The sequence below is a fragment of the Ruminococcus callidus ATCC 27760 genome (genome assembly GCF_000468015.1).
GTDB classification, from domain to species: Bacteria; Bacillota; Clostridia; order Oscillospirales; family Ruminococcaceae; genus Ruminococcus_C; species Ruminococcus_C callidus.
Window position 1 is genome coordinate 154,033 of sequence record NZ_KI260408.1, and the last position, 24,130, is coordinate 178,162.

At 48.4% G+C, this 24,130-nt stretch carries 23 protein-coding genes; 17 read left to right on the forward strand and 6 right to left on the reverse strand.

Translation table 11 applies throughout. The annotated features are described in order from the left end of the window. Positions 1-104 precede the first annotated feature (104 nt). Positions 105-2,366 (forward strand): 5-methyltetrahydropteroyltriglutamate--homocysteine S-methyltransferase, encoded by a 2,262-nt coding sequence (gene metE / locus RUMCAL_RS08375; protein WP_040647587.1) that lies wholly within the window; start codon positions 105-107, stop codon positions 2,364-2,366. A gap of 172 nt (positions 2,367-2,538) precedes the next feature. On the opposite strand, the gene lysA is transcribed toward metE, so the two are convergent. From lysA to lon, 3 genes are all read right to left on the reverse strand, one after another. Further along, a complete protein-coding gene (gene lysA, locus RUMCAL_RS08380) occupies positions 2,539-3,837 on the reverse strand; it encodes a diaminopimelate decarboxylase (RefSeq protein WP_040647589.1) in 1,299 nt (432 codons plus the stop codon). Positions 3,838-3,910: 73 nt separating this feature from the next. Further along, the gene (gene yihA, locus RUMCAL_RS08385) at positions 3,911-4,504 is read right to left on the reverse strand and encodes a ribosome biogenesis GTP-binding protein YihA/YsxC (protein ID WP_021682304.1); all 594 of its coding nucleotides are present in this window, start codon (positions 4,502-4,504) and stop codon (positions 3,911-3,913) included. A 15-nt stretch (positions 4,505-4,519) separates the two neighbouring features. Further along, positions 4,520-6,955, reverse strand: a complete 2,436-nt coding sequence (lon, locus tag RUMCAL_RS08390; RefSeq protein ID WP_051343761.1) for an endopeptidase La — start codon at positions 6,953-6,955, stop codon at positions 4,520-4,522. A 533-nt stretch (positions 6,956-7,488) separates the two neighbouring features. Between lon and speD the strand changes: the two genes are divergently transcribed. From speD to RUMCAL_RS08445, 12 genes are all read left to right on the forward strand, one after another. Next, positions 7,489-8,301, forward strand: a complete 813-nt coding sequence (gene speD / locus RUMCAL_RS08395) for an adenosylmethionine decarboxylase (protein WP_181976884.1) — start codon at positions 7,489-7,491, stop codon at positions 8,299-8,301. A gap of 14 nt (positions 8,302-8,315) precedes the next feature. Next, the gene (locus RUMCAL_RS08400) at positions 8,316-9,764 is read left to right on the forward strand and encodes an aminotransferase class I/II-fold pyridoxal phosphate-dependent enzyme (protein WP_021682308.1); all 1,449 of its coding nucleotides are present in this window, start codon (positions 8,316-8,318) and stop codon (positions 9,762-9,764) included. 126 nt (positions 9,765-9,890) lie between these two features. Next, a complete protein-coding gene (locus RUMCAL_RS08405) occupies positions 9,891-10,262 on the forward strand; it encodes a hypothetical protein (protein WP_021682309.1) in 372 nt (123 codons plus the stop codon). A gap of 80 nt (positions 10,263-10,342) precedes the next feature. Beyond that, entirely contained in the window at positions 10,343-10,504 is a 162-nt protein-coding gene (locus RUMCAL_RS15515) for a hypothetical protein (RefSeq protein ID WP_021682310.1), read from the forward strand. 48 nt (positions 10,505-10,552) lie between these two features. Then, entirely contained in the window at positions 10,553-11,188 is a 636-nt protein-coding gene (locus RUMCAL_RS08410) for an SMI1/KNR4 family protein (protein ID WP_040647593.1), read from the forward strand. A gap of 229 nt (positions 11,189-11,417) precedes the next feature. Beyond that, positions 11,418-11,894 carry a pyridoxamine 5'-phosphate oxidase family protein gene (locus tag RUMCAL_RS08415; protein ID WP_040647595.1) on the forward strand — a complete coding sequence of 159 codons (477 nt, stop codon included), beginning with the start codon at positions 11,418-11,420 and terminating at the stop codon, positions 11,892-11,894. A gap of 30 nt (positions 11,895-11,924) precedes the next feature. Continuing rightward, a complete protein-coding gene (speE, locus tag RUMCAL_RS08420; RefSeq protein WP_021682313.1) occupies positions 11,925-12,788 on the forward strand; it encodes a polyamine aminopropyltransferase in 864 nt (287 codons plus the stop codon). A 12-nt stretch (positions 12,789-12,800) separates the two neighbouring features. After that, positions 12,801-13,670, forward strand: coding sequence for a YwqG family protein (locus tag RUMCAL_RS08425; protein ID WP_021682314.1), 870 nt, complete (start codon positions 12,801-12,803; stop codon positions 13,668-13,670). Positions 13,671-13,709: 39 nt separating this feature from the next. Further along, positions 13,710-14,912 carry a saccharopine dehydrogenase family protein gene (locus tag RUMCAL_RS08430; RefSeq protein ID WP_040647597.1) on the forward strand — a complete coding sequence of 401 codons (1,203 nt, stop codon included), beginning with the start codon at positions 13,710-13,712 and terminating at the stop codon, positions 14,910-14,912. A 12-nt stretch (positions 14,913-14,924) separates the two neighbouring features. Further along, positions 14,925-15,284: a DUF4288 domain-containing protein gene (locus RUMCAL_RS08435; RefSeq protein WP_021682316.1), complete on the forward strand. Its 360-nt coding sequence runs from the start codon at positions 14,925-14,927 to the stop codon at positions 15,282-15,284. A 145-nt stretch (positions 15,285-15,429) separates the two neighbouring features. After that, the gene (gene nspC / locus RUMCAL_RS08440) at positions 15,430-16,578 is read left to right on the forward strand and encodes a carboxynorspermidine decarboxylase (protein WP_021682317.1); all 1,149 of its coding nucleotides are present in this window, start codon (positions 15,430-15,432) and stop codon (positions 16,576-16,578) included. Then, positions 16,575-17,465 (forward strand): radical SAM protein, encoded by an 891-nt coding sequence (locus RUMCAL_RS08445; protein WP_021682318.1) that lies wholly within the window; start codon positions 16,575-16,577, stop codon positions 17,463-17,465. Before nspC ends, RUMCAL_RS08445 begins: the two co-directional genes overlap by 4 nt. 144 nt (positions 17,466-17,609) lie before the next feature. On the opposite strand, the gene RUMCAL_RS08450 is transcribed toward RUMCAL_RS08445, so the two are convergent. Together RUMCAL_RS08450 and RUMCAL_RS08455 are read right to left on the reverse strand one after the other, a co-directional pair. Then, positions 17,610-17,972: a P-II family nitrogen regulator gene (locus RUMCAL_RS08450; RefSeq protein ID WP_021682320.1), complete on the reverse strand. Its 363-nt coding sequence runs from the start codon at positions 17,970-17,972 to the stop codon at positions 17,610-17,612. Between the two features lie 17 nt (positions 17,973-17,989). Beyond that, a complete protein-coding gene (locus tag RUMCAL_RS08455) occupies positions 17,990-19,234 on the reverse strand; it encodes an ammonium transporter (RefSeq protein ID WP_021682321.1) in 1,245 nt (414 codons plus the stop codon). A 591-nt stretch (positions 19,235-19,825) separates the two neighbouring features. Between RUMCAL_RS08455 and RUMCAL_RS08460 the strand changes: the two genes are divergently transcribed. Further along, on the forward strand, positions 19,826-20,101 hold the full coding sequence (locus tag RUMCAL_RS08460) for an HU family DNA-binding protein (protein ID WP_021682324.1): 276 nt from the start codon (positions 19,826-19,828) through the stop codon (positions 20,099-20,101). Between the two features lie 23 nt (positions 20,102-20,124). Next, entirely contained in the window at positions 20,125-20,433 is a 309-nt protein-coding gene (locus tag RUMCAL_RS08465; RefSeq protein WP_021682325.1) for a DUF6465 family protein, read from the forward strand. Positions 20,434-20,583: 150 nt separating this feature from the next. Here RUMCAL_RS08465 and RUMCAL_RS08470 read toward each other — a convergent pair whose 3' ends face one another. Continuing rightward, positions 20,584-21,507, reverse strand: coding sequence for a cohesin domain-containing protein (locus RUMCAL_RS08470; protein ID WP_021682326.1), 924 nt, complete (start codon positions 21,505-21,507; stop codon positions 20,584-20,586). A gap of 390 nt (positions 21,508-21,897) precedes the next feature. Here RUMCAL_RS08470 and RUMCAL_RS08475 point away from each other — a divergent pair, with 390 nt between their 5' ends. Then, the gene (locus RUMCAL_RS08475; protein ID WP_021682328.1) at positions 21,898-22,656 is read left to right on the forward strand and encodes a TVP38/TMEM64 family protein; all 759 of its coding nucleotides are present in this window, start codon (positions 21,898-21,900) and stop codon (positions 22,654-22,656) included. 5 nt (positions 22,657-22,661) lie between these two features. Then, positions 22,662-24,101, forward strand: coding sequence for an AAA family ATPase (locus tag RUMCAL_RS15520; RefSeq protein ID WP_021682329.1), 1,440 nt, complete (start codon positions 22,662-22,664; stop codon positions 24,099-24,101). The last annotated feature ends 29 nt before the right edge of the window (positions 24,102-24,130 follow it).

Here is a 24,130-nt window from a genome sequence, read left to right on the forward strand (position 1 = left end):
CGACAGATGCGTCGTCAAATTTTTCGTCAGATGCTCTTTGTGCGGTATTGCCTCAGTTTACATGGTTGCCCAAGCATGTGTTTCCCCAGAAACGGAGTTATCTTATGAAAACAACTATTATCGGATTCCCCAGAGTGGGCAGTCTGCGGGAACTGAAATTTGCCAGCGAAAAGTATTTTCGCGGAGAGATTTCCGCAGAAGAATTGCAGAACACCGCAAAAGAATTGCGGAGCACCCATTGGCAGCTACAACAGGAAAATGGAATCTCTCTGATTCCTGTCAACGACTTTTCTTTCTATGACAACATGCTGGACACCGCCGTTCTGCTGAATGCGGTTCCGGAACGCTATCGTGCTCTTTCTCTGTCGCCGCTGGACACCTATTTTGCAATGGCACGTGGCTATCAGGGCGAACACGGTGACGTAAAAGCATTCGCAATGAAAAAGTGGTTCAACACCAACTACCACTATATGGTGCCGGAAATTGAGGACACCACAGAAATTCGCCTTGCCGGCGAAAAGCCTTTTGCAGAATATGCAGAAGCAAAGGCACTGGGCGTTCCGGCAAAGCTGGTGCTGATCGGACCGTTTACATTCCTGAAGCTGGCACGATTCACCGGTGAAAAGACACTCTCTGACTTTGTAGAAGATACAGTCAAGGCATACTGCGATTATCTGGCAAAGCTGAATGAACTGGGTGTTGCATGGGCTGAACTGGACGAACCGTATCTGGTAAAAGATCTGTCCGCAGAGGATATTGCTCTGTTTACCCAGATTTACAAGACTGTCTTGGCGGCAAAGGGCAATGTCAAGGTGTTGCTGCAAACATACTTCGGCGATGTGCGGGACTGCTATTCTGAGATCACAGCACTGGACTTTGACGGTATTGGTCTGGACTTCACAGAGGGAAAACAGACGATGGCACTGGTACAGAAAAATGGATTCCCCAAGGAAAAAATTCTGTTTGCCGGTGTAGTAAACGGAAAAAATATCTGGCGGAATTCCTATGAGAAAACCCTGAAAATTCTGGAACAGCTGCGTCCGGTTTGCGGTGAGATCGTACTGAACACCTCTTGCTCTCTGCTGCACGTTCCGTACACGCTGCGAAACGAAACCAAGCTGGCGGAGAGCTATCAGAAGCACTTCGCTTTTGCAGAAGAAAAGCTGGAAGAACTGGCAGAACTATCACAGATCTGTGCTTCTGCACAGCCGCAGGCGACAGAGGCATATCAGAAAAATCAGCAGTTGTTCTGCGAGGACAGACATTGCAGCAATGCAGAAGTACAACGAAAAGTTGCAGCCTTGACAGAAGCTGATTTCGTTCGAAAGCCGGCTTTTGCAGAACGGGAAAAGATTCAGCAGGAAACATTTCAGCTGCCGCCACTGCCTACCACAACTATCGGTTCATTCCCGCAGACAAAGGAAGTCCGTGCCAATCGTGCTGCATTCCGAAAGGGCGAGATCTCCGAGGAACAATATGTAGATTTCAACAAGAAGCAGATCGCAGACTGCGTGGCATTGCAGGAAAAAATCGGTCTGGACGTGCTGGTACACGGGGAATTCGAACGAAACGACATGGTAGAATATTTCGGAGAGTGTCTGGAAGGCTACCTGTTCACTGAAAAGGCTTGGGTACAGTCCTACGGCACACGCTGTGTAAAGCCGCCAATCGTCTGGGGTGATGTCAGCCGTGCAAAGCCGATGACTGTAAAATGGTCTGTCTATGCCCAGAGCCTGACAAAAAAGCCGATGAAGGGCATGCTAACCGGACCGGTCACTATTCTGAACTGGTCATTCCCGCGGGAGGACATTTCCTTGCAGGATTGTGCGTATCAGATCGGACTTGCCATTCGGGAAGAAGTACTGGATCTGGAGAAAAACGGTATCCGCATTATTCAGGTAGACGAAGCTGCTCTGCGGGAAAAGCTGCCTTTGCGAAAATCTGACTGGAAAACAGAATACCTGAACTGGACAATTCCGGCATTCCGACTGGTGCACAGCGGTGTAAAACCGGAAACACAGGTGCATACCCATATGTGCTACAGCGAATTCGCTGACATCATTCAGGACATCGATGATATGGACGCAGATGTCATTACGTTCGAAGCCAGCCGTTCTGATCTGACGATTCTGGACGTATTGCAGGAGAACCACTTCCGCACCGAAGTTGGCCCCGGCGTGTATGACATTCACTCCCCCAGAATCCCTACCACTGCGGAAATCAAAACGGCAATTTCCAAAATGCTCTCCCGTATTCCGAAAGAAAAGCTTTGGGTCAATCCGGACTGCGGTCTAAAAACCAGAGGTATTGCTGAAACAGTACCCAGCTTGGAAAACATGGTAGAAGCTGCAAAAGCTTGCCGATAAGCTATTTCCCATTCTGAAAAGTGCTCTTTATAGTGTAACCAAATTGCAAAACAGCGGCAATCCGTTTTCTTCGGATCGCCGCTGTTTTGTTTGCTGTTATTTTATGGCAATACCGTGCAAAGTCGCCAGACGCTATTTGTGTGGTATTGCCTTATGTTAACGTTTGATTGTCTTAGATGTCGTTCCGCAGAATGTCGTCCAGAGATTCCCGCTTCACTGCCAGTCTGTCTTCGCCGCCCTTTACAAAAACGACTGCCGGCTTCTGGAGGCGGTTATAGTTCGATGCCATGGAATAATTATAGGCACCAGTTGCACAAACCGCAATAATATCGCCTACTTCGCAAGGCTGAATCTCCATATTTTCGCCGATCAGGTCGCCGCTTTCGCAGCACTTTCCGGCAATAGTTACCTTTTCAGTTTTCGGCTGTCCTGCCTTATTGGCAACCAGTGCATCATATGCAGATTGATACAGGATATAACGCGGGTTGTCGCACATGCCGCCATCGACAGAAACATAAGTACGGATATTCGGAATCTCTTTGATGCCGCCTACGGTGTACAGGGTAATGCCTGCCGGAGCCGCAATGGAACGGCCGGGTTCGATCAGGATAAACGGACGCTTTACATCGTGCGATGCACAGAAACCGTTGATGACCTTTGCTACCGCTTCCATATATGCATCATACGGCAGCGGGTCGTCTGCTTCAGTATAGCGGATACCGAAACCGCCGCCCAGATTCAGATCTTCTGCTTCGTAGCCCAGTTCTTTCTTCAGCTTTTCAATGAATTCCATCATGACTTCTGCTGCTGCCGTAAAGCCCTGTGTATCCAGAATCTGCGAGCCGATATGACAGTGCAGACCGCGAAGCTTCAGATTCGGGTAAGAAATCGCTTTCTTGACTGCTTCATATGCTTCGCCGGTTTCCAGTGCAAAGCCGAACTTGCTGTCAATCTGTCCGGTACGGATAAAGTTATGGGTGTGTGCATCTACGCCCGGCTTGATGCGGAGCAGGATCGGGGCAGTCAGATGCTTTTCTGCTGCCAGCTGGTTCAGGTGCTCCATTTCATAGATGTTGTCCACAACAATTCTGCCAACGCCGTAATCCAGTGCCATGTTCAGTTCTTCTGTGGTCTTGTTGTTTCCGTGGAAGCAAGCCTTTGTCACGTCGAAGCCTGCCTGCACTGCGGTGTACAGTTCCCCGCCGGAAACCACATCGATGCCCATATTTTCGGACTGCATCACGCGATAGATCTCCTTGCAGGAAAATGCCTTGCTGGCATAGCAGACCAGACCCTGTCCGTCATAGTATGTGTCGATGCTTTTCTGGAATGTTTTGCAGTCCCGACGAATCATGTCCTCGTCCATGACATACAGCGGTGTACCATACTTCTTTGCCAGTACAACGGTGTCTACGCCGCCAATGGTCAGATTTCCGGACGCATTTACCCCCAGATTATCAGATACAAACATGTTTATACTTCCTTTCTGCATTGCTTTTATGAACGCGGTATCGCGGTGAAAATACTCCCGTTCACCCCGCAGATCATTCTTCGGTTTCGGAGGCGATTTCTTCCAGAACGCCCTGTACTTCTGCAACGCCCTCCCGCGTCACTGCGGAAAAAGGGATCACATGAATCTGTGAGAAGTACGGAATTTCTGTTTCAAATGCCTGCATGCGTTTGGTACGTTCTGTCTTGTTCAGTTTGTCTGCTTTGGTCAGCACAATCAAAAACGGCAGTTCCGATTCTACCAAGAAATCGATCATCTGCAAATCGTCTTTAGAGGGTGCGTGACGCATATCGATCAGTAACAGGATCAGACGCAAGTCCCGATCTGCACCGAGATAGCCCGAGATCAGTCCGGACCACCGTTCCTTTTCCGACTTGGCAACCTTAGCATAGCCATAGCCGGGAAGGTCAACGATCGTCAAAGGATCCAGACGGTAAAAGTTGATTGTCGCTGTTTTCCCCGGAACAGCACTGACTCTCGCCAGCGATTTCCGCTGAAAAATTTTATTGATCAACGTAGATTTTCCCACGTTCGACCGTCCTGCAAAGGCAATCTCCATGGAATTGCAGGGCGGTATCTGTGAGAATGTCCCGTAGGACGCTACGAATTCTGCTTTTTGAAACTGCATGGATTCTTCTCCTTTTTATACATGGCACAGTTCCGCAGTGGCTGTCTGTGCTTCTGCGGCTGGTTCTGCCGGTACCAGTGCCGTATTCAGCACAGTGTCCAGCGTTTTTGCCGGCACAAATGTGACATGTTCCCGCACGGTTTCGTCTACTTCCTCCAGATCCGGCAGGTTTTCTTCCGGAATAATCACCGTGTGAATGCCGGCTTTATAAGCTGCCATGGATTTTTCCCGCAGTCCGCCGATGGGCAGCACCTTGCCGTGCAGGGTAATCTCCCCCGTCATCGCGATGTCCCCCCGCACCGGTCTGCCGGAAAGAGCGGAAATAATCGCGGTTGCCATGGTAACACCTGCCGAGGGACCGTCCTTGGGAACAGCTCCCTCCGGTGCATGAATATGCAGGTCACACTTGGTGTGGAAATCTTCCGGAATGCCGTACTGCTTTGCCACGCTGCGAGCATAGCTGACCGCAATTTTGGCACTTTCCTGCATTACGTTGCCCAGTGAACCAGTGTACTCAACTGTTCCCTTGCCGGACATCACCAGCACTTCCATGGGCATCAGCACGCCGCCGACAGAAGTCCATGCCAGACCGTTGACTACACCGACAGTATCTTCATGGCTCTGTTCGTCCGGTCGGAATTTTGGGATTCCCAGATATTCTTTCAGGTTGACTTCTGTAAAGGAAACCTTTTTGCAGATGCCTTCCACAATTTCTTTGGCAGCCTTTCGGCAAAGCGTACCGATCGTGCGTTCCAGTTCCCGCACGCCGGCTTCTCTGGTATAGCCATCAATGATTGCATACAGCACCTCGTCCGGAATCCGGCACTGGGTGCCTTTCAGTCCGTGTTTTTTCAGCTGCTTTTTCAGCAGATGCTCCTTGGCAATGTGGAATTTTTCCTCACGGGTATAGCTGCCCAGTTCGATAATTTCCATACGATCCAGCAGAGGTGCCGGAATCGGATCCAGAGAGTTTGCTGTTGCCACAAAAAGCACCTTGCTCAAGTCAAAAGGCACTTCAATATAGTGATCACGGAACGCCTTGTTCTGTTCGCTGTCCAGTACTTCCAGCAGTGCCGCAGAGGGATCGCCCCGAAAGTCGTTGCTCATCTTGTCCACTTCGTCCAGCAGGATCATGGGGTTGTTGGTGCCGGCACGGGTCATGGCATCCATGATGCGTCCGGGCATTGCCCCTACGTAAGTTTTCCGGTGTCCGCGAATGTCCGATTCGTCCCGCACACCGCCGAGAGAAACACGTTCATAGTGCCGTCCCAGTGCCTTGGCAATCGATCTGCCGATAGAAGTTTTGCCCACGCCGGGAGGTCCGACAAAACACAGAATTTGTCCGGAGGCTTCCGGCAGCAGTGTCCGAACGGCAATGCTTTCCAGAATTCGTTCTTTCACCTTTTTCAAACCATAATGATCCTTTTCCAGTACAGACTGTGCCCGCTTCAGATTGGGCTTGGTATGGCTGGATTTATTCCACGGCAGTGCCAGAACTGTGTCCAGATAGCTGCGAATGACAAAGGCTTCCTGTGAAGCTGCCGGCAGACGGGACAGACGTTCTGCTTCCTTTTCCAGCTTTTTGCGGCTGGCTTCGTCCAGCGGAAGCGTGTCGATGATGTCGGTATACTGTTCCATTTCCGCAGCCGGATCTTCGGATTCTCCCAGCTGTTCAGCAATCAGGTGCATCTGTTCCCGCAGGTAGTATTCCCGCTGCGAGCGATCCAGATTTTCTTGTGTTTCCTCCTGTAGTTTTCGCTCCAGCCGGAGAATGTCCATTTCGTCCGCCAGAATCCGGTACAGCTTTTCCAGCCGCTGCAGCAGGCTGCTTTCCTCCAGAAGCATCTGCTTTGCATCATAGTCCAGCGAAATGTTGAACACAATCTCGTTAAACATCTTGGCAGCGTCCTGTTCGCAGATCACAGTTGCCATCAATTCTTTCGGCATGCGAGGCATCAGTTCTGCATATTCCTGAAAAATGTCCTTTATGCAGCGGACAGAAGCGGTCAGTTCCTTTTCACGGTCTTCCTCTGCCGAAACTTCCGGCAGCAGTTCCACTTCTGCCTGCGGGTAAAAGTCCTTTTCTTTTTCTGTGTTTTCCAGAAAAGCTGCGGTAATGGCTGCCCGTTCTTTTCCCTCGACCAGTACCCGTGTCACGCCGTCCGGCGAACGGAGCACCTGCCGCACTTCTGCGATCACACCCACTGTATACAGATCGTCTTGTTTGGGTTCTTCCACCAAGGGGTCTTTCTGAGTCACCAGAAACACGCGGCGATCCGATTTGGCACTGGCTCTCAATGCCTTGACAAACGGTTCCCGAGCCAGATCGAAGTGCATGATCATGTTCGGAAACAATACAATTCCACGCATTGCAAGCAGCGGCAGTTTTTGTACAGTTGGTGCGGTGATTTCTTCCATATAGTTTTCTGTATTTTCAATGGTTTCAGTCATGATTTCTGTCTTCCTTTCTGCATCAGCATTTCGTGCAGCGGCAAGTTCTCCCCATGCCTCTGCGAATCCGGAAATCTCACAATCCATTGGCTTGGCTGTGCGTTTTCCATGCGGCAGTACTGCACAAGCTTGTACAGAATTGCCTTGAAACGTATCGCAGTAACTCCTATTTTCTGCTCCCCCTGCCATGCGGCATTTCGTCACTGTTTCATTCGATTTGTTCTATTATACTATACTTCGTGATATTTTGCAAGTGGTAAGTCCTGAAAATTCAAAAATTGGAAAAAGAGAAACTATAATTGGAATCTTCTCCGGCGGGGAAATGTTGTTTCTCCCCGTCGTTTTCGAAAAAAGTTTTGTAAATCCCATTGCATTTTTTTGCAAACTGTGGTACAATGGTCTTTGATTGTAAGAACGTGAACTGCGGTGTTGCAATCTTTTACCGCAGACAGGAGCAGGACTGCTGCTCCCATACTTCTACTTTTCGATTTTTAGAGGGCATCTGTCTGCGGGCAGATGCTTTCAGAAAGGCTGTGATGGTAGGGTTGGAGAAAAAGCTGACCTTATATGGATTTAACAATCTCACTAAGACGTTGAGCTTTAATATTTTTGATGTATGTTATGCAAAGTCCGAACGGGAAAAACAGGACTATATCCGCTACATCGATGAACAGTATAATTCCGAACGTCTGACGAATATTCTCTGTGATGTCACCGAAATGATCGGTGCGGCGGTGCTGAATATTTCCAGACAGGATTACGAACCGCAGGGAGCTTCGGTCAACGTACTGATCGCTGAAGGCAGTGTAGCACCGGAAAGCATCGATCCGTCCTGCAATCAGGGGGATGGATTTCTCCAACGTCGGGATATTCACGCACATCTGGACAAGAGCCATGTCACAGTGCACACCTTTCCGGAAAGTCATCCGGACAATGAAGTCACCACATTTCGGGTCGATATTGATGTTTCCACCTGTGGGGAAATCTCTCCGCTGAACACGCTGGACTATCTGATCCGGAGTTTCGATTCGGATATTATCACCATTGATTATCGCGTCCGCGGCTTTACCAGAGATGTTTCCGGCAAAAAGTGCTTTATGGATCAGGAAATGGCTTCGATCCAGGATTTTATCAGCGAAGAAATTCTCCTGCGGTATGATGCACAGGATGTAAACGTATATCAATCCAATATTTTTCATACCCGCATGCTGATCAAGGAACTGGAACTGCAAAATTATCTGTTCAAAACCGATGCATATGAACTGGACCCGCGGGTGCGGCTGGATATTACCAATCGTCTGCGGCGGGAAATGATCGAAATTTTCAGCGGCAGAAACATCTATTGAGGAGGCAGAGCGATATGAACTGGACACAGCAGGACGCTCCTCTGATGGACGCTCTGAAAGAGCATCTGATGAACCGTGTGGTACGGTTTGACGTTCCCGGACACAAGGGCGGACGGGGCAACCATGAACTGGCGGATTTTCTCGGACAGCGATGCGTACAGATCGACGTGAATTCTATGAAAAATCTGGACAATCTCTGTCATCCGGTTTCCGTGCTCCGCGATGCACAGCAGCTTGCTGCGGAAGCGTTCGGGGCTGCCAATGCCTTTTTTATCATCAACGGTGCTACCGGTGCTTCGCAGGCTATGATCATGTCGGTCTGCAAAGCCGGTGAAAAGCTGATCATGCCCCGCAATGTGCACCGCAGTGCGATCAACGCACTGGTTGTCAACGGGGCTATTCCTGTTTATGTGGATCCGGACGAAAACAAGGATCTGGGAATTCCGCTGGGCATGTCAGTAGAAGCGGTGGAACGTGCCATTCTTGCCAATCCGGACGCAAAAGCTGTATTGGTAAACAATCCGACTTACTACGGTGTCTGTCCGGATATTCGCCGTATCGCCAAGCTTGCCCATGAACACGGCATGCTGCTGCTGGCAGACGAAGCACATGGCACACATTTCTATTTCGGGGAGAATCTCCCCTGTTCCGCTATGGCTGCCGGTGCAGATATGGCATCGGTCAGCATTCACAAGACCGGCGGCAGTCTGACACAGAGTGCCATGCTGCTCTGTGCGGAGGGCATCAATGCGGACTATGTACGGCAGGTCATCAACCTGACACAGACCACAAGTGCGTCTTATCTGCTCATGGTATCGCTGGATATTGCTCGGCGGAATCTGGCGATGAACGGGCGGGAAATGTACCGGAAAGCGGTGCAATATGTGGACTATGCACGGGAAGAAATCAACCGCATCGGCGGGTATTATGTCTACGGGGACGAACTTTGCAACGGCGATTCGTTCTATGCGTTTGACCGGACAAAATTGTCCATTCACACCCGAAACACCGGTCTGGCAGGCATTGAGGTGTACGACTTGCTCCGGGACGAATACGGCATTCAGATCGAGTTCGGCGACATCGGCAATATCCTTGCCATTGTCACTGCCGGAGATCGGGCGTTGGAGATCGAACGGCTGATCTCGGCGTTGTCGGAGATCAAGCGGCTGTACGGCGGCGATCCTACGGGCATGCTGCAAAGCGAGTATCTGGCTCCGGACGTGGCACTCCCCCCGCAGCAAGCGTTTTATGCGGACAAAAAGGCTGTGCCGCTGGAACAGAGCGTGGGTGAAATTTGCAGTGAGTTTGTCATGTGTTATCCGCCGGGAATCCCGATTCTCGCCCCCGGCGAACGCATTACGGCGGATATTGTGAATTATATCCAGTACGCCAAGGAAAAGGGCTGTTCTCTGACTGGGCCGCAGGATATGGAGATTGCAAAATTGAATGTGGTGAAGAAGTAGGGGTTACTGTTTGCTTGACAAATCGGAATTTGACGAACTGGTTTAAATTGGGACTTAAGTGAGTAAAAAAGAATTTGAATAATTAAAAAAATATAATCCAGTAATTTCAATTGGGGAGTATAAATTATGGAGAATGGCAGATTTGTTACATATACAGACAAAGATAGAGATATTGTCAGAAAAGGAATATGTGAAATTGCAAAGGTATTACTTGGAGATGATACCCAAAGAAAACTCAGTATGCTTTTTTGTTTAGATTGGTTTATGGATCCATATTATCAGCAGGATATAAGTGATATTCATGATGATTTAGTGTTATTGTTACAAACAGTGATTACTGAACCAAATGAAGATGATGTAATAGAAGATGCAATAGAATTACTGATGAGCTATGAGTTACCACCATTTCCACTTATTGAAGAAAAGAGAAACAGAATACCACTAAAATTCCAAGATGATATAGCTTATCTGTTAGACCCAAAAAGTTTTGAAGAATAAATCCCGGGTTTACCGCATTGATTAAAACCAAATTTTCCTTTAAATCACTTACAACTTCTGGTTTGCAAAGGAGAATCAACATGACAAAAGAACAGGCACTGCCGGGAATCCCGATTCTCGCCCCCGGCGAACGCATTACGGCGGATATTGTGAATTATATCCAGTACGCCAAGGAAAAGGGCTGTTCTCTAACCGGACCGCAGGATATGGAGATTGCGAGATTGAATGTGGTGAAGAAGTAGGGGCGTTGGGTATGTGTGCTTGGTAAATCGGAATTTAGAGGTGAACAGATGAATGATATAATCACAGAGCATCGTAATAAGATAATGGATATTTTAGATAAATTTTATGAGATACTAAAGGTCTATAACAAAAGATGGATTCAGGTTTTTGTAGAAGAAGAAATACCAAACAAATTCCTTACAGGCGAGATTGAAGAAGAAAATTGGAAAGGAACAATACTGAAATTCAAGACATGGAAGTATATTCCTTCTGATATTACAGAAAATGAAATACTGGAACTTGAAAATACAATTGGTACGAAATTACCCATTCCGTTAAAAGCCTACTATACTTCCTATTTTCATTTGTTTGACTGGCAAAGAAACTTTTCTCAGAATTCCCCGGAACATAGAATGGAAGGAATCTGGACTGCTTATAACAAATACATGATAAGTTTTGGCTATTTGCCCTTTTCGTGGGATACTGAAAATGGCTGTTTATTCTGTATTAAATTTGATGCAGATAATAATGATTGTGGTATTTATAAAATTGACCATGAGGAGATGTTTGATTTTGATTATCACAAGAATGCAACGCAAAATAAAGTAGATTTTGCTATGAAGTTTTTTTCGAACAATTTCTACGACTATCTGGAAAAAATAACAATAGGTCAAATAAAGGATTTCATTAGATTAGGAATATAATAAATTCCAGTTTATAAAGGAGAATCAACATGACAAAAGAACAGGCATTGCAATACGCGAAATATGCTGCGAAAAAAGCACTTGACGAATTGGAAAAGCAACGTTCTGTCCGTGATTTTCGTGATGTTTTATAGTTTTATATTATTGTGATTGCTGCTGAGGTGAATTTAGAAATTGCGAAATCTCAGCTTGTTGAATAAAACGTTTCTATGAAAAAGGAGGCATAAAAATGTTTCGACCGATGCGAAGATGGAAGCAGCAGCTTTCTGACGCGGAATGCATTGCGATTCTGGAAAAGGAACCACGGGGTATCTTGTCCGTACTGGGCGACGACGGATATCCTTATGGCATTCCTATGAACCACTGGTACTGTGAAGCAGACGGCAAGCTGTATTTCCACGGAGCGAAAACAGGTCACAAGATTGATGCCATTTCCCAATGCGACAAGGTTTCCTACTGTGTCCATGACGAGGGCTATCGGGAGGACGGTCAGTGGCCGCTGCATATCAAAAGTGTTGTAGTGTTCGGCAGGATTCAGCCGGTGAAAGATACAGAAAAGGAACTGGAAATCTGCACGCACCTCTGCCAGAAATTTACTGATGATAAGGCGTATCTGGAACATGAATTGCAGCATTCCCGTCCGAATGTGCTATGCCTTGCACTGACACCGGAGCATATGACAGGAAAACTGGTCAAGGAATCCTAATGGAAAAGGCAAAGTGAAAGGAGTTTTGATATGGACATCTGGTATACCGAAAATCACACGGATAACGTCCGGCTCTCCATTCGCATTGACAGGCAGTTTGCCAGTGTGCAGAGCGAATTCCAACGAATCGACGTGTTTGATTCTGTGGAATTCGGACGTATTATGACGCTGGACGGTCTGCTGATGGTAACCGAAAAAGATGAGTACATCTACCACGAGATGATTACTCACATTCCTATGGCGACCAACCCGAACATCAAAAAGGTTCTGGTGATCGGTGCCGGCGACGGCGGCACGGTGCGGGAACTCTGCCGCTACCCCTCCATTGAACAGATCGACATGGTGGAGATCGACGAACTGGTGGTGCATCTGGCGAAAGAGTATCTGCCGTTTACAGCATGCAGTCTGGACGATCCGCGGGTACATATTTACTATCAGGACGGCCTGCGGTTTGTCCGCAAGGTGGAAAACGAATACGACCTGATTATTGTGGATTCTACTGATCCGTTCGGCGTGGGTGAAGGTCTGTTTACCAAGGAATTCTACGGCAACTGCTATAAGGCGTTGACCGAGGACGGCATACTGGTCAACCAGCATGAAAGCACATTCTACACGTCCTATTCCAACGCCATGAAGCGGGCACACAGCCGCATCAAGGGGTTCTTCCCGATTGCACTGGTGTATCAGGCTCATATCCCCACTTATCCCTCCGGACACTGGCTCTTTGGATTTGCTTCGAAAAAGTATGACCCTGTACGGGATTTGCAGGCGGACTGGTGGAATGGGCTGGGTATCAAAACCAGATATTACAATACGATTCTGCATCGGGGTTGTTTCGCCATTCCGAACAACGTTCGCGATGCCCTGAGGGAATCCGAACGTGACAAAAGATAAGGAGTAGTAGGCATGGGATTATTGGACTTATTTAAGCGAAAAGATAAAGATCGTGTGCCGAAAGAAGTCGAAGCATCTGAAAAAACGGATTCTGCTGCGAATATGGTGAAAGAAATCCGTGAGGAGATTCTGCAAAAGACGGCTATCCCCTGCATGAAGCTGAAACTGACGGACACCAAGCCCAGTCTGTTTGACAGCAAGGTTGGCGGTATTGGATATGTTCCCCACGATGCGAAAATTCCGGAGGACAGCAAGGGTGTGCAACTGCGGCTGCTGGCACAGATCGACTGTGCAGAGATCACGCTGGAAGACTTTCCGCATCAGGGGCTGCTGCAATTCTGGATTCTGAACGACGATGTCAGCGGACTGAATTTCGATGACAACACCTTGCAGGATACGTTTCGGGTGCTCTATTTCAAGGAACCGGACAGGACGGTCACTGAGAAAGAAGTCTGCGAGAAAATGCAGGATTCGTCTTCTGATGAGGAGGAGGATTATTTCCCGGTGAGAGGCTGTTATGGGCTGGCATTCTCGGAAGATGTGGACACAATTTCTTACAGTGATTATCGGTTTGAAAGCTGTATTCGAAAACTGGTACAACAGGATTATCCAGAGGAGGCTGAAAACCTGCTAGAAAATATGGATGACTTTTTCGACGGGGGCAGCGGTCATAAGATCGGCGGTTACCCCGGCTTTGCACAATGGGACCCCAGAAGCAGTGAAGACACGCATGATGTATTGCTGTTTCAGTTGGACAGTGACATGGGAACCGACTGGAAAATTTTATGGGGTGATTGCGGCATCGGCAACTTCTTCATCAATCGGGAAAAGTTAAAAAACTGCGATTTCAGTGATGTGCTTTATACCTGGGATTGCTGCTAATCAATATTGTTATTTTTGAATTTTTGGAGGTATATGAACATGGGAAAAGCGTTAATTATCGGAGCCGGCGGCGTGGCAGGCGTTGTCATTCACAAATGCTGCCAGAACAGCGAAGTATTTACAGAGATCTGCATTGCCAGCCGTACCAAGTCCAAATGTGACAAGTTCAAGGAAGAATTGCAGGACAAGACAGCTACCAAGATCACCACTGCACAGGTGGATGCCAATGATGTAGACCAGCTGATCGCTCTGATCGAGCAGGAGAAGCCAGACATTGTCATCAATGTGGCACTTCCCTATCAGGATCTGACCATTATGGACGCTTGCCTTGCAACCAAGACGGACTATGTGGACACCGCAAACTATGAACCGGAAGATACGGCAAAGTTTGAGTACAAGTGGCAGTGGGCTTATCGGGAACGCTTCGAAAAAGCTGGCATCACAGCTCTGCTGGGCAGCGGCTTTGACCCCGGCGTAACTGGCGTATTTTGTGCTTATGCCCAGAAGCACTACTTTGACGAAATCAATTATATCGACATTCTGGACTGCAACGGCGGTGACCACGGCTATCCTTTCGCTACCAACTTCAATCCGGAAATCAATATTCGGGAAGTTTCTGCAAAGGGCAGCTACATCGAAAACGGCGAATGGGTGGAAACCGAGCCTATGGAAATCAAACGGGAATACAACTTCGATCAGGTTGGCGAAAAGGATATGTACCTGCTGCACCACGAAGAACTGGAATCTCTGGCACTGAATATCAAGGGCATCAAGAGAATCCGCTTTTTTATGACATTTGGACAGAGCTATCTGACACACCTCAAGTGTCTGGAAAATGTAGGCATGACTTCTATTGAGCCGATCATGTTCGAGGGTAAGGAAATCGTTCCCCTGCAGTTCCTCAAGGCAGTTCTGCCGGATCCGGCTTCCCTCGGTCCCCGCACCGTGGGCAAGACCAACATCGGCTGCATTTGTCAGGGTGTCAAGGACGGTAAGCCGGTGAACTACTACGTTTACAACGTCTGCGATCATCAGGAATGCTACAAGGAAGTTGGCTCTCAGGCAGTTTCCTACACCACAGGTGTTCCGGCAATGATCGGTGCAATGCTGGTAATGACCGGCAAGTGGAAAAAACCGGGCGTTTATAATGTAGAAGAATTCGATCCGGATCCGTTCATGGACGCACTGAACAAGTGGGGGCTGCCGTGGACTGAGAATTTTGATCCGGTGCTGGTAGATTAAGGAGATACAACAATGTACCATGTAAAACTACTTCTGAAATACACTGTAAAGGAACAGATTTTCTACGAGGAATCTATCTTGCAAGTAGATGCCGGCTCTTTTGATGAAGCTTATCAAAAGGCGGAAATCTATGTAAAGCAAACAATGGACAACAAGCGTAGAAATATGTACGGCGACACTGTACATTGCACTGTTGTAGACTATCTGGACTGTTTTCAGTCTGATGACGTGGAAAGTGATGTACAGGAAGTGTATTCCAGAATCTTTCAGAATCATTCGGAGTTTTCCGAAACGAAATTGGTAGAACTTCTTAGCGATTCCTGTACACGGGAAGAAATGCTGCCTCTGCGGTATTTTCCCGATCCAAAATAAAGGAAACACTGCATAAAGCCTGATTTAAGGCAACACCGCACAAAGCCCGCCTGACGGCTTTGCACGCAATCTATGAATCCCTCAAATTAGAAGAAGCGTTCCGCATCAAGCAGAACGCTTCTTTTGCAAGAAAGGAATTTTGAAAATGGACTTTGAATCTTTATTTGACATTCCCATTGATGATCTGCATACGCCTTGCTATCTCACTGATGCACGGCTGCTGCAAAAGAACACCGCGTTGCTGAAACAAATCCAGCAGCGAACCGGCTGTAAGATCCTGCTGGCACAAAAGGCGTTCTCAATGTTCTCCGCCTACCCGCTGATTCGGGACGATCTCGCCGGAACGACTGCCAGCGGATTATTCGAGGCAAAACTGGGACGAGAGCACTTCGGGAAAGAAGTGCATGTGTTCTCCCCTGCCTACACGCAGGAAGATTTCACACAGCTGCTGGAACTCTGCGACCATATTGTATTCAACTCGTTTGGACAATGGAAAAAATACCGGCAGCAGGTGCAAGATGCAACCCGGAATATTTCCTGCGGCATTCGCATCAATCCCGGCTATGCAGAAGTAGAAACTGATCTATACAACCCCTGCATTTCCGGTTCCCGCATGGGTGTACCGCTGGAACAAATGGAAGACGACTTTGCCGGCTTGGACGGGATTCACTTTCACACCATGTGCGAGCAGAACTCTGACGTTCTGGAGCGTACCCTCGACCACATGCTGCCGCAGTTTGACAAGTGGCTGAAACGATGCAAGTGGGTAAACTTCGGCGGCGGACACCACATCACCCGTCCGGACTATGACGTGGAACGGCTGGTACGCTGCATTGAACGGGTACGGGACACCTACGGCGTACAGGTATATCTGGAGCCGGGAGAAGCAGTTGCTCTGAATGCCGGTTATCTGGTGGCAACTGTGCTGGACGTGGTACACAACGGCATGGACATTGCCATTCTGGACGCTTCTGCTGCCTGCCATATGCCGGACGTTCTGGAAATGCCCTATCGCCCGCACATTCTGTACAGCGGGACAGCCGGCGAAAAAGCTTATACCTACCGCCTTGCCGGAAACACCTGCCTTGCCGGTGATGTGATCGGAGATTACTCTTTCGACCATCAGCTGCAAGCAGGCGAAAAGCTGGTATTCTGCGACATGGCAATTTACTCCATGGTGAAAAACAACACATTCAACGGCGTTCCCTTGCCGGATATTGCCCTCTATCAGAATGGACATATCGATTTGGTAAAGCGGTTTGGCTATGCCGATTTTGAGGGACGGCTGTCATGAGTTTTGACGCGGCACACTGCACCCTCTGCCCCAGACGATGCGGTGCTGATCGGGAAAAAGGCGTGGGGCTTTGTCACTGCGGCACGAAAATTCGAATCGCCAGAGCAGCCCTGCACCCATGGGAGGAGCCTTGCATTTCCGGCAGACATGGTTCCGGAACTGTGTTCTTTTCCGGCTGTGCTCTGGGCTGTGTATTTTGCCAGAACCGGAAAATCAGCCGGCAGGCTGTTGGAAAAGCAGTCACAGTGACACAGCTTGCAGAGAGTTTTCTGAAATTGCAGGAACAGCAGGCACACAATATCAATCTGGTCACAGGAAGCCATTATACACCATGGATCGTGCAGGCTCTGGAACTGGCAAAACCCAAGCTGCACATTCCGGTGGTGTGGAACTGCGGCGGCTATGAATCGCCGGAAATCCTGCACATGCTGGAGGGACTGGTGGACATCTACCTCCCTGATTTAAAATTTTACACACTGGAAACCGCAGGAGCATATGCCAACTGTCCGGACTATTTTTCAGTTGCAGCAAAGGCGATTCCGGAAATGTTCCGACAGGTGGGAAAGCCGGTATGGAACGGCGATTTGCTGGAACGCGGTCTGGTGGTACGGCATCTGGTTCTGCCGGCACATCGAAAAGAATCGATGCAGCTGCTGGACTGGCTGGCGGCGGCTCTGCCTACAGATGCGTTTTTGCTAAGTCTGATGGGACAGTACACCCCGCCGGAAATGCCGCTGTCGGACAAGCACCTGAACCGGCGAATTGCCACGTTTGAATATGAGTCCGTTCGGAAACATGCTGTGCAGCTGGGACTGAACGGTTATGGACAGGAACGCTCGTCTGCTTCAGCAGGGTATACGCCGGATTTTCAGACGGAATCCTTATAAAGGCAATACCGTTTTAAAGCCTTCCCAATTTGGCGGAAGATGATAAGGGCAACACCGCACAAAACTTGTGCGGTGTTGCCCTTAATCGTATCCCCCAGCAAAGCTAGGAGATGCTTGTTCTTCTCTATTGGTTATATCGCCCGTTTATTCCGGCTGAATCGCATCATAGCCGGTTTCCTTGGTGCGGATTCGCATTGCCTCCCGCACATCATAGCTAAAGATCTTGCCGTCGCCGATATTGCCGGTATAGGCTGCCTTCTGAATGGCATCAATGGTTTTCTTCTCCCATTCTTCTGACGAAACCAGTACTTCGATCTTGATCTTCGGGAGCATCTGAATCTCTACCTGCTGGTGTCCGCGGACGTAGGCATACTCCTTAAAGCCACGCTGGGTACCGCAGCCCATGACCTGATAACAAGTCATGCCGTGCACGTCCAATGCTGCCAGAGCGTCCAGAACGTCCTCCAGCTTTTCTTCCCGAATCATTGCTTCTACTTTAATAATCATTGCTGTCACTCCTTTGTTTAGTCTAAGCCGTTAAACGACGGATATGCAGATTCGCCGTGCTGCGAGCGATCCAGACCGACACGCTCTTCCCGTTCGGTAACGCGAATCTTTCCGGTTACCAGACGTGTGATACCATAGCAAATCAGTGTGCCGGCTACAGCCACTACAATGGTAATACCGATACTTGCCAGCTGTGCCAAGAACAGATGAATGTCCCCGAAGAACAGACCGTTGCCCTGGCCGATGTCGTTGATAGACACCTTGCAGAACAGACCGGTACAGATACCGCCCCAGATTCCGCCGACACCATGGCAGCCAAATGCGTCCAGTGCATCGTCATAGCCGAACTTTTCCTTGACCCAAGAGATCATGAAGAAGCAGATCGGCGAAGTGGTCAGACCAATAATCAAGGCCGCCCAGACCGGTACAAAACCAGCTCCCGGTGTAATGCCTACCAGACCGGCAACCATACCAGTGCAGGCTCCGACAAATGTCGGCTTTTTATTGACAACGACATCACAGAACATCCACGACAGCATTGCGGCTGCGGAAGAAACTGCGGTGGTTACAAATGCATGTGCAGCCAGACCATCTGCTGCCAGTGCAGAACCGGCATTGAATCCGAACCAGCCGAACAGCAGGATAAATGCTCCCAGTGCCACCATCGGGGTGTTGTGAATCTTATAGTTTGCACGTTTATAGTCATACCGTTTTCCAAGGAGAATGCAGAGTGTCAGTGCCGTGATACCGGAACTGATGTGTACTACGTTGCCGCCGGCAAAGTCTACAGAACCGATCTTTGCCAAGAAACCGCCGTCGCCCCAGACCATATGTGCCATGGGATAATATACCACGAAACTCCACAGCACCAAGAACGTAAACAGCGACTTGAATTTCATTCTGCCCGCTACAGAACCGGTAATCAGTGCCGGTGTGATGACTGCAAACATCATCTGAAACAGGCAGAATACCATGTTTGGAATGCCCTGTCCCTCTATGTATGGTTCTGTCAGGGAAACACCCTCCAGACCAAACCAGCTGAAATCACCGATCACACCGCCGTGATCCGGTCCGAACGAAAGCGAGTAGCCGAACAGCATCCACATCACGATTCCCGTCGCAATCGTGACAACCGAGGTGAACATCGTGTTCACAGCGTTTTTCCGCCGCACCAGACCGCCGTAAAAACACGACAAACCAGGAGTCATAAAAAATACAAGTGCAGCACAAATCATAACAAAGCCGATATTCCCAGAATCCATAATTCAAATGTCCTCCATATCCAATCAATTCGTAGATGTTACATCACCAAGGGAAAAAACCGATGCCAATTCTGGCGGCAACCCCATTGTTCCACCTTCAAAGCGATTGCAGAGGGTATAAAAAAACGCCCTCGCACAGCAACCGACTGTACGGGACGCCATTGTCCGTATTCGAAGTGAATCATTTCATCGGAACGATTCCTCATATGTTTAGTATACAGGAAACTTTGTTTAATTGCAATAGATATTTTATGAACAATACATAAAATATGAAACATCATTTCTTTTGGTAATATTGCACAAATGCCTGACAAAATCCAGTTTTCTGCCGGCATCTATTTTTTTCACGCAGAAAATTGCAAAAAGCAGAAAACGACACGCAGATACAAGCTTTTTCTCTACTGAAGCAAAAAAACAGCGTTTCAATTCCATTTCCGATTTTTTACCGAGATTTTATGTGGTTTTCCATAAAAAACGTGCGAAAAAAGGGCGAAATTCCGTACAAATGTCATTTTTCCGTGATGTTCTTGACAAATGAAAAAAAATAGTATATAATTCGTAGTAGATTATGATTTTGGAGGAACATTTGACATGACAAAAACTGATTTGATTGAAAAGCTGTACGAGGAAAACTACTGCACCAAGAAAGATGCTGAGGCTCTGGTGAACGCTGTATTTGATGCAATCCGCGACGCAATGGTTGCAGGCGATAAGGTTACCATTTCTAAGTTTGGTACCTTCGAAGTGCGGGAACGCAGTGCAAAGGAATGCAAGAATCCCCGTACCGGTGAACCGGTTCAGGTTCCGGCTTCCAAGGCTCCGGTCTTCAAGGCAAGCAAGAACCTGAAGGAATCTGTAAACGCATAAGAAGACATCAGGAGGAATGAGCAATGGCTAGATCGAAAAAAACTGATACCGCCAAGACAACGGCTGCTGCAGCAACAGCAGAAGCAAAAACAACCAAGACTGCTTCTGCTGCTCCGAAGACCACACGTGTCCGCAAAACTGTCAGCATCAGCTTGCAGTACGGCGGCATGGAATGGACAACAGATGTTCTGACAGAACGTGCAGTTGTGGCGTGGGCCGCAGAGCACGGACAGAAAAAGACTGCCGCAAAGGATATTAAACTGTATGTAAAGCCGGAAGAAAACATGGTGTATTATGTAATCAACGGAGATTCCGGCTCATTCACACTCTAATTTGAAATAGCAAGTTTCCCTGCGGGTTTCGCAAATCAAAACAGATGCAGGAAATTTTTCTATTCGGATTCACACAAACAAAGAAAAAGCAGAAACGCCAAAAACGTTTCTGCTTTTTTTGTACAGATAATAGATACAGCGTTCGTTAAATTACGACACTGCCATTTTGATGTAATCCTTGCAGTCACTGCCTACAGAAGCATTGACAACCTCCAGTGCATTCGCATCATACTTGAAGCGGAAGATCAATGCAACGATACCCGGGTTGTCGGACATATCAAAACGAACTGTTACTTCGTCGCCCGGATTGCCCTTTGCAGTTCCGGCTGCAATGGTAAATGTACCAGATTCTGCGGAGCCAGCAGACTGTTCAGCTGCGGAACCAACTGCAACGTCACCGTCTACAAATGCTACCGGTACGCTTTCTGCATCCCAGTTTGCAAAGTCATTTTCACCGGCTGTCAGAGCATAGTTGCCGTCCGGAGCATCATCCTTGATCTTGAAGGTAACATCCAGGAAATCGCCGTTGCAGACAACGTTATCCCCGTTGGACATATCCAGCCAGTACGCCTGAAATGTCTTCATGTCTGCCTGATAGCTGCTACCACTGTTGCTATTACCATTATTGCCGTTAGAGCTACTGGAATTGCCACCGGCAGCTGTAGAGCTTTCATTGCCGGAACCGGAGTTGTTTCCACCCTTTACGACTTCTGTTACAACATTTCCGCTGTCGTCCTTCACAGCCTGACCGGAATCGTCAGTCACCACCACATAGGAATCTTCGCCGGAAGATCCGCCGTTCTGTGAAGTAACACCCTTATTGACAGGAACATCTGCGTTGCCGGAGCTTTCGTCATCAGCATCGATGGCATACGAGAATGTCATATCCTGTTTCTGCATTTTTGCCAAGTCTTCCGAAGCAATGGTTCCCTCGCTGGATTCTTCTCCCGCAGCAACGGAATCGCTTGCATTCTTCGAAGAACTGTCTTTTTTGTCCTTGCCGCATGCGGTCAGCGACACCCCAATCGCACAAGCCAACAAACAGGCAATCCATCTTGCTCGATTTGTTTTCATAGAACAAGTTCCTTTCTACCTGAAGTGATACTCACCGGCAGCGTGCCGCTATGCACGGCTTCTTACCAGATGATACGTTTTATTATACACGCATTCTTTGAAAAAGTCAAGCCCTTTTGTAAAAATGTCATAAATAGGCTCCCAAAAAATCTTGGGCAATACCACAAAAAAATTTACCTGTTTGCAGATTCCTCGTCAAACTGCACAGGAGTGCCTTTCCATACGCAAAAATACCGGCGAAATTTCTATGCAATCTGCTGAAAAATCTGATAATCTATCTTCTGTACAAGCTTTCTGTAGCATTACCCTTGATTTTTTTACAAAATCGCGGTATACTATTTCTAAAGCAATATCGCTTTTATAGGGATTTCTGTGAAAGGAGTATTTCACATGAAAAATAAAACGTCCAAAAAAACATCTGACAAAAAAATTTCCCGAAAAACCATTTTTAGTCTGATCGCTGTGGTAGTGGTCTTTGCTGTGGTCAGCGTTGCCATGCTGCCACTGATCCATTTGCTGTCCAGCGAGCACGGACAGCAGGTCATCATCGACAAAATGCAGAGTTTCGGCATCTTCGCTCCCCTGCTGTTTGTGCTGCTGCAAGTGTTACAGGTGGTCATTGCCGTGATCCCCGGCGGTCCGGTGCCTATTATCGGTGGAATCCTGTTCGGACAGTGGGGCGGTCTGTTTCTGTCCCTTGCCGGATTTTTTCTGGGAACGGTTCTAGTGTACTATCTGGTGCAGTGGATCGGCAGACCGCTGGTAGACCGTTTTGTTTCGGAAAGCCATTTCAAAAAATTTGATTTTCTGCTGGACGGCAAGCGAACAGAACTGCTGATCTTTCTGGTGTTTCTGTTGCCGGGGCTGCCGAAAGACGCCCTTACCTATCTGGTTTCATTCAATCCAAAAATCAAGCCGATGTATCTGTTTTTCCTGACAACACTGGGACGGACACCAGCAACAGTCCTGACTGTTTTTATGGGAAAAAGTTTATGGGAGGGCAACTATATCCTGACGATCGTGCTGGCAGGCGTGATCGTTCTGCTGGCGGCAGCAGGAATCTTTATCAAGCGAAAAGTGGACAAGCGTGCTGCACAAAAGCATCAGCTTTCCGATGAAACCGCAGACAACAAATACGGAAAGGAATAATCATTATGCCACACAATCATCTACAGGACGCACTGGCGTACTTGCATACGCTGTACGCTACATATGAAGCACAGGGCATCACGATCACCGGCAGCCGCATGCCGCTGACACAATACGCCAACTTTGCCGCAATGAAATATCTGCTGTTTCTGGCAAATCAGGACCGTGTCATCACCGATGCAGAAACCAATTTTATCAACAACTGTCTGCAACAGTCTGCCACGACACAGACAATGGAACGCTTTTTGCAGCAGTTCTCCATTTCCTTTTCCGGTGCGGCAGATTCTTTACTGGCACTGCTGGCGGCACTGGTGCGTGTCGATTTGCAGGGCAGCGGCGTAAAGGGCAGCATTTCCCTGCTCTGGCTGGAAACCATTGCACAAATGGGAACGCAGTTTTCGCTGAATACTGCCGGAAAAATAGAACCACAGCAGCAGATCGTGCAGAACTCCATGATGCAGCAGCTTTCCCGTTATCGAGATGCCGCCATGCGTGGCTGTCGTCGTCCGGAACTGGAAAAGGCTGCTGTCATTCCGGCGAATTTCAATGCCGAAAAGACGCCGATTCCGGCTGAAAAAGAAGCGGTCGTCGATGATGCTGAAATTACAGAAGCTCCTACGGAAACGCTGGACGAACTGCTGGCACAGCTGCACCAGCTGGTAGGGCTGCAAAACGTCAAAGACGAGTTGGAAAGTCTGATTCACCTGCTCAGGATTCGAACGATCCGGCAGGAGCGAGGGCTGCCCCTGCCGCAGACTTCCCTGCACATGGTCTTTTCCGGCAATCCCGGAACCGGCAAAACCACAGTTGCACGGCTGCTGTCTAAAATCTATGCCCGACTGGGTGTCCTGAAAAAAGGGCATCTGATAGAAGCTGATCGTGCGACGCTGGTCAGCGGCTATGTGGGACAGACAGCAATCAAAACCAAGAAGGTCGTGGAAAAAGCAATGGGCGGCGTGCTGTTCATTGACGAGGCGTACACGCTGACCAGTTCCGGCGGCAGCAACGACTTCGGCACAGAGGCAGTCAACACCCTGCTCAAAGAAATGGAAGATCATCGGGACGATTTGATCGTTATCGTTGCCGGCTATCCGGAGGAAATGGAACAGTTTCTGGACACCAATCCGGGGCTGCGTTCCCGCTTCCGGCAGGTGATCTTTTTCGATGACTATAAGCCGGAAGAACTGATGCTCATCTTCTCTAACCTATGCGACAGCTACTGTCTGAAAATGCCGACAGACACCTATGCCTATGTACAGGAATATTTCCGGAAACGCTGTGCAGAAGCAGGAAAAGGATTTGCCAATGCCAGAGATGTCCGGAACTTTTTCGAATTTGCCCTGACCAATCAGGCAGACCGGCTGGCAAAACTGCCGGAGCCGCTTTCGGACGAAGAACTGCTGACATTGCTGCCGGAAGATGTACAGAGCATTCCGGTTGCTTAAGGCAATACCGCACAAAGATTGTGCGACAG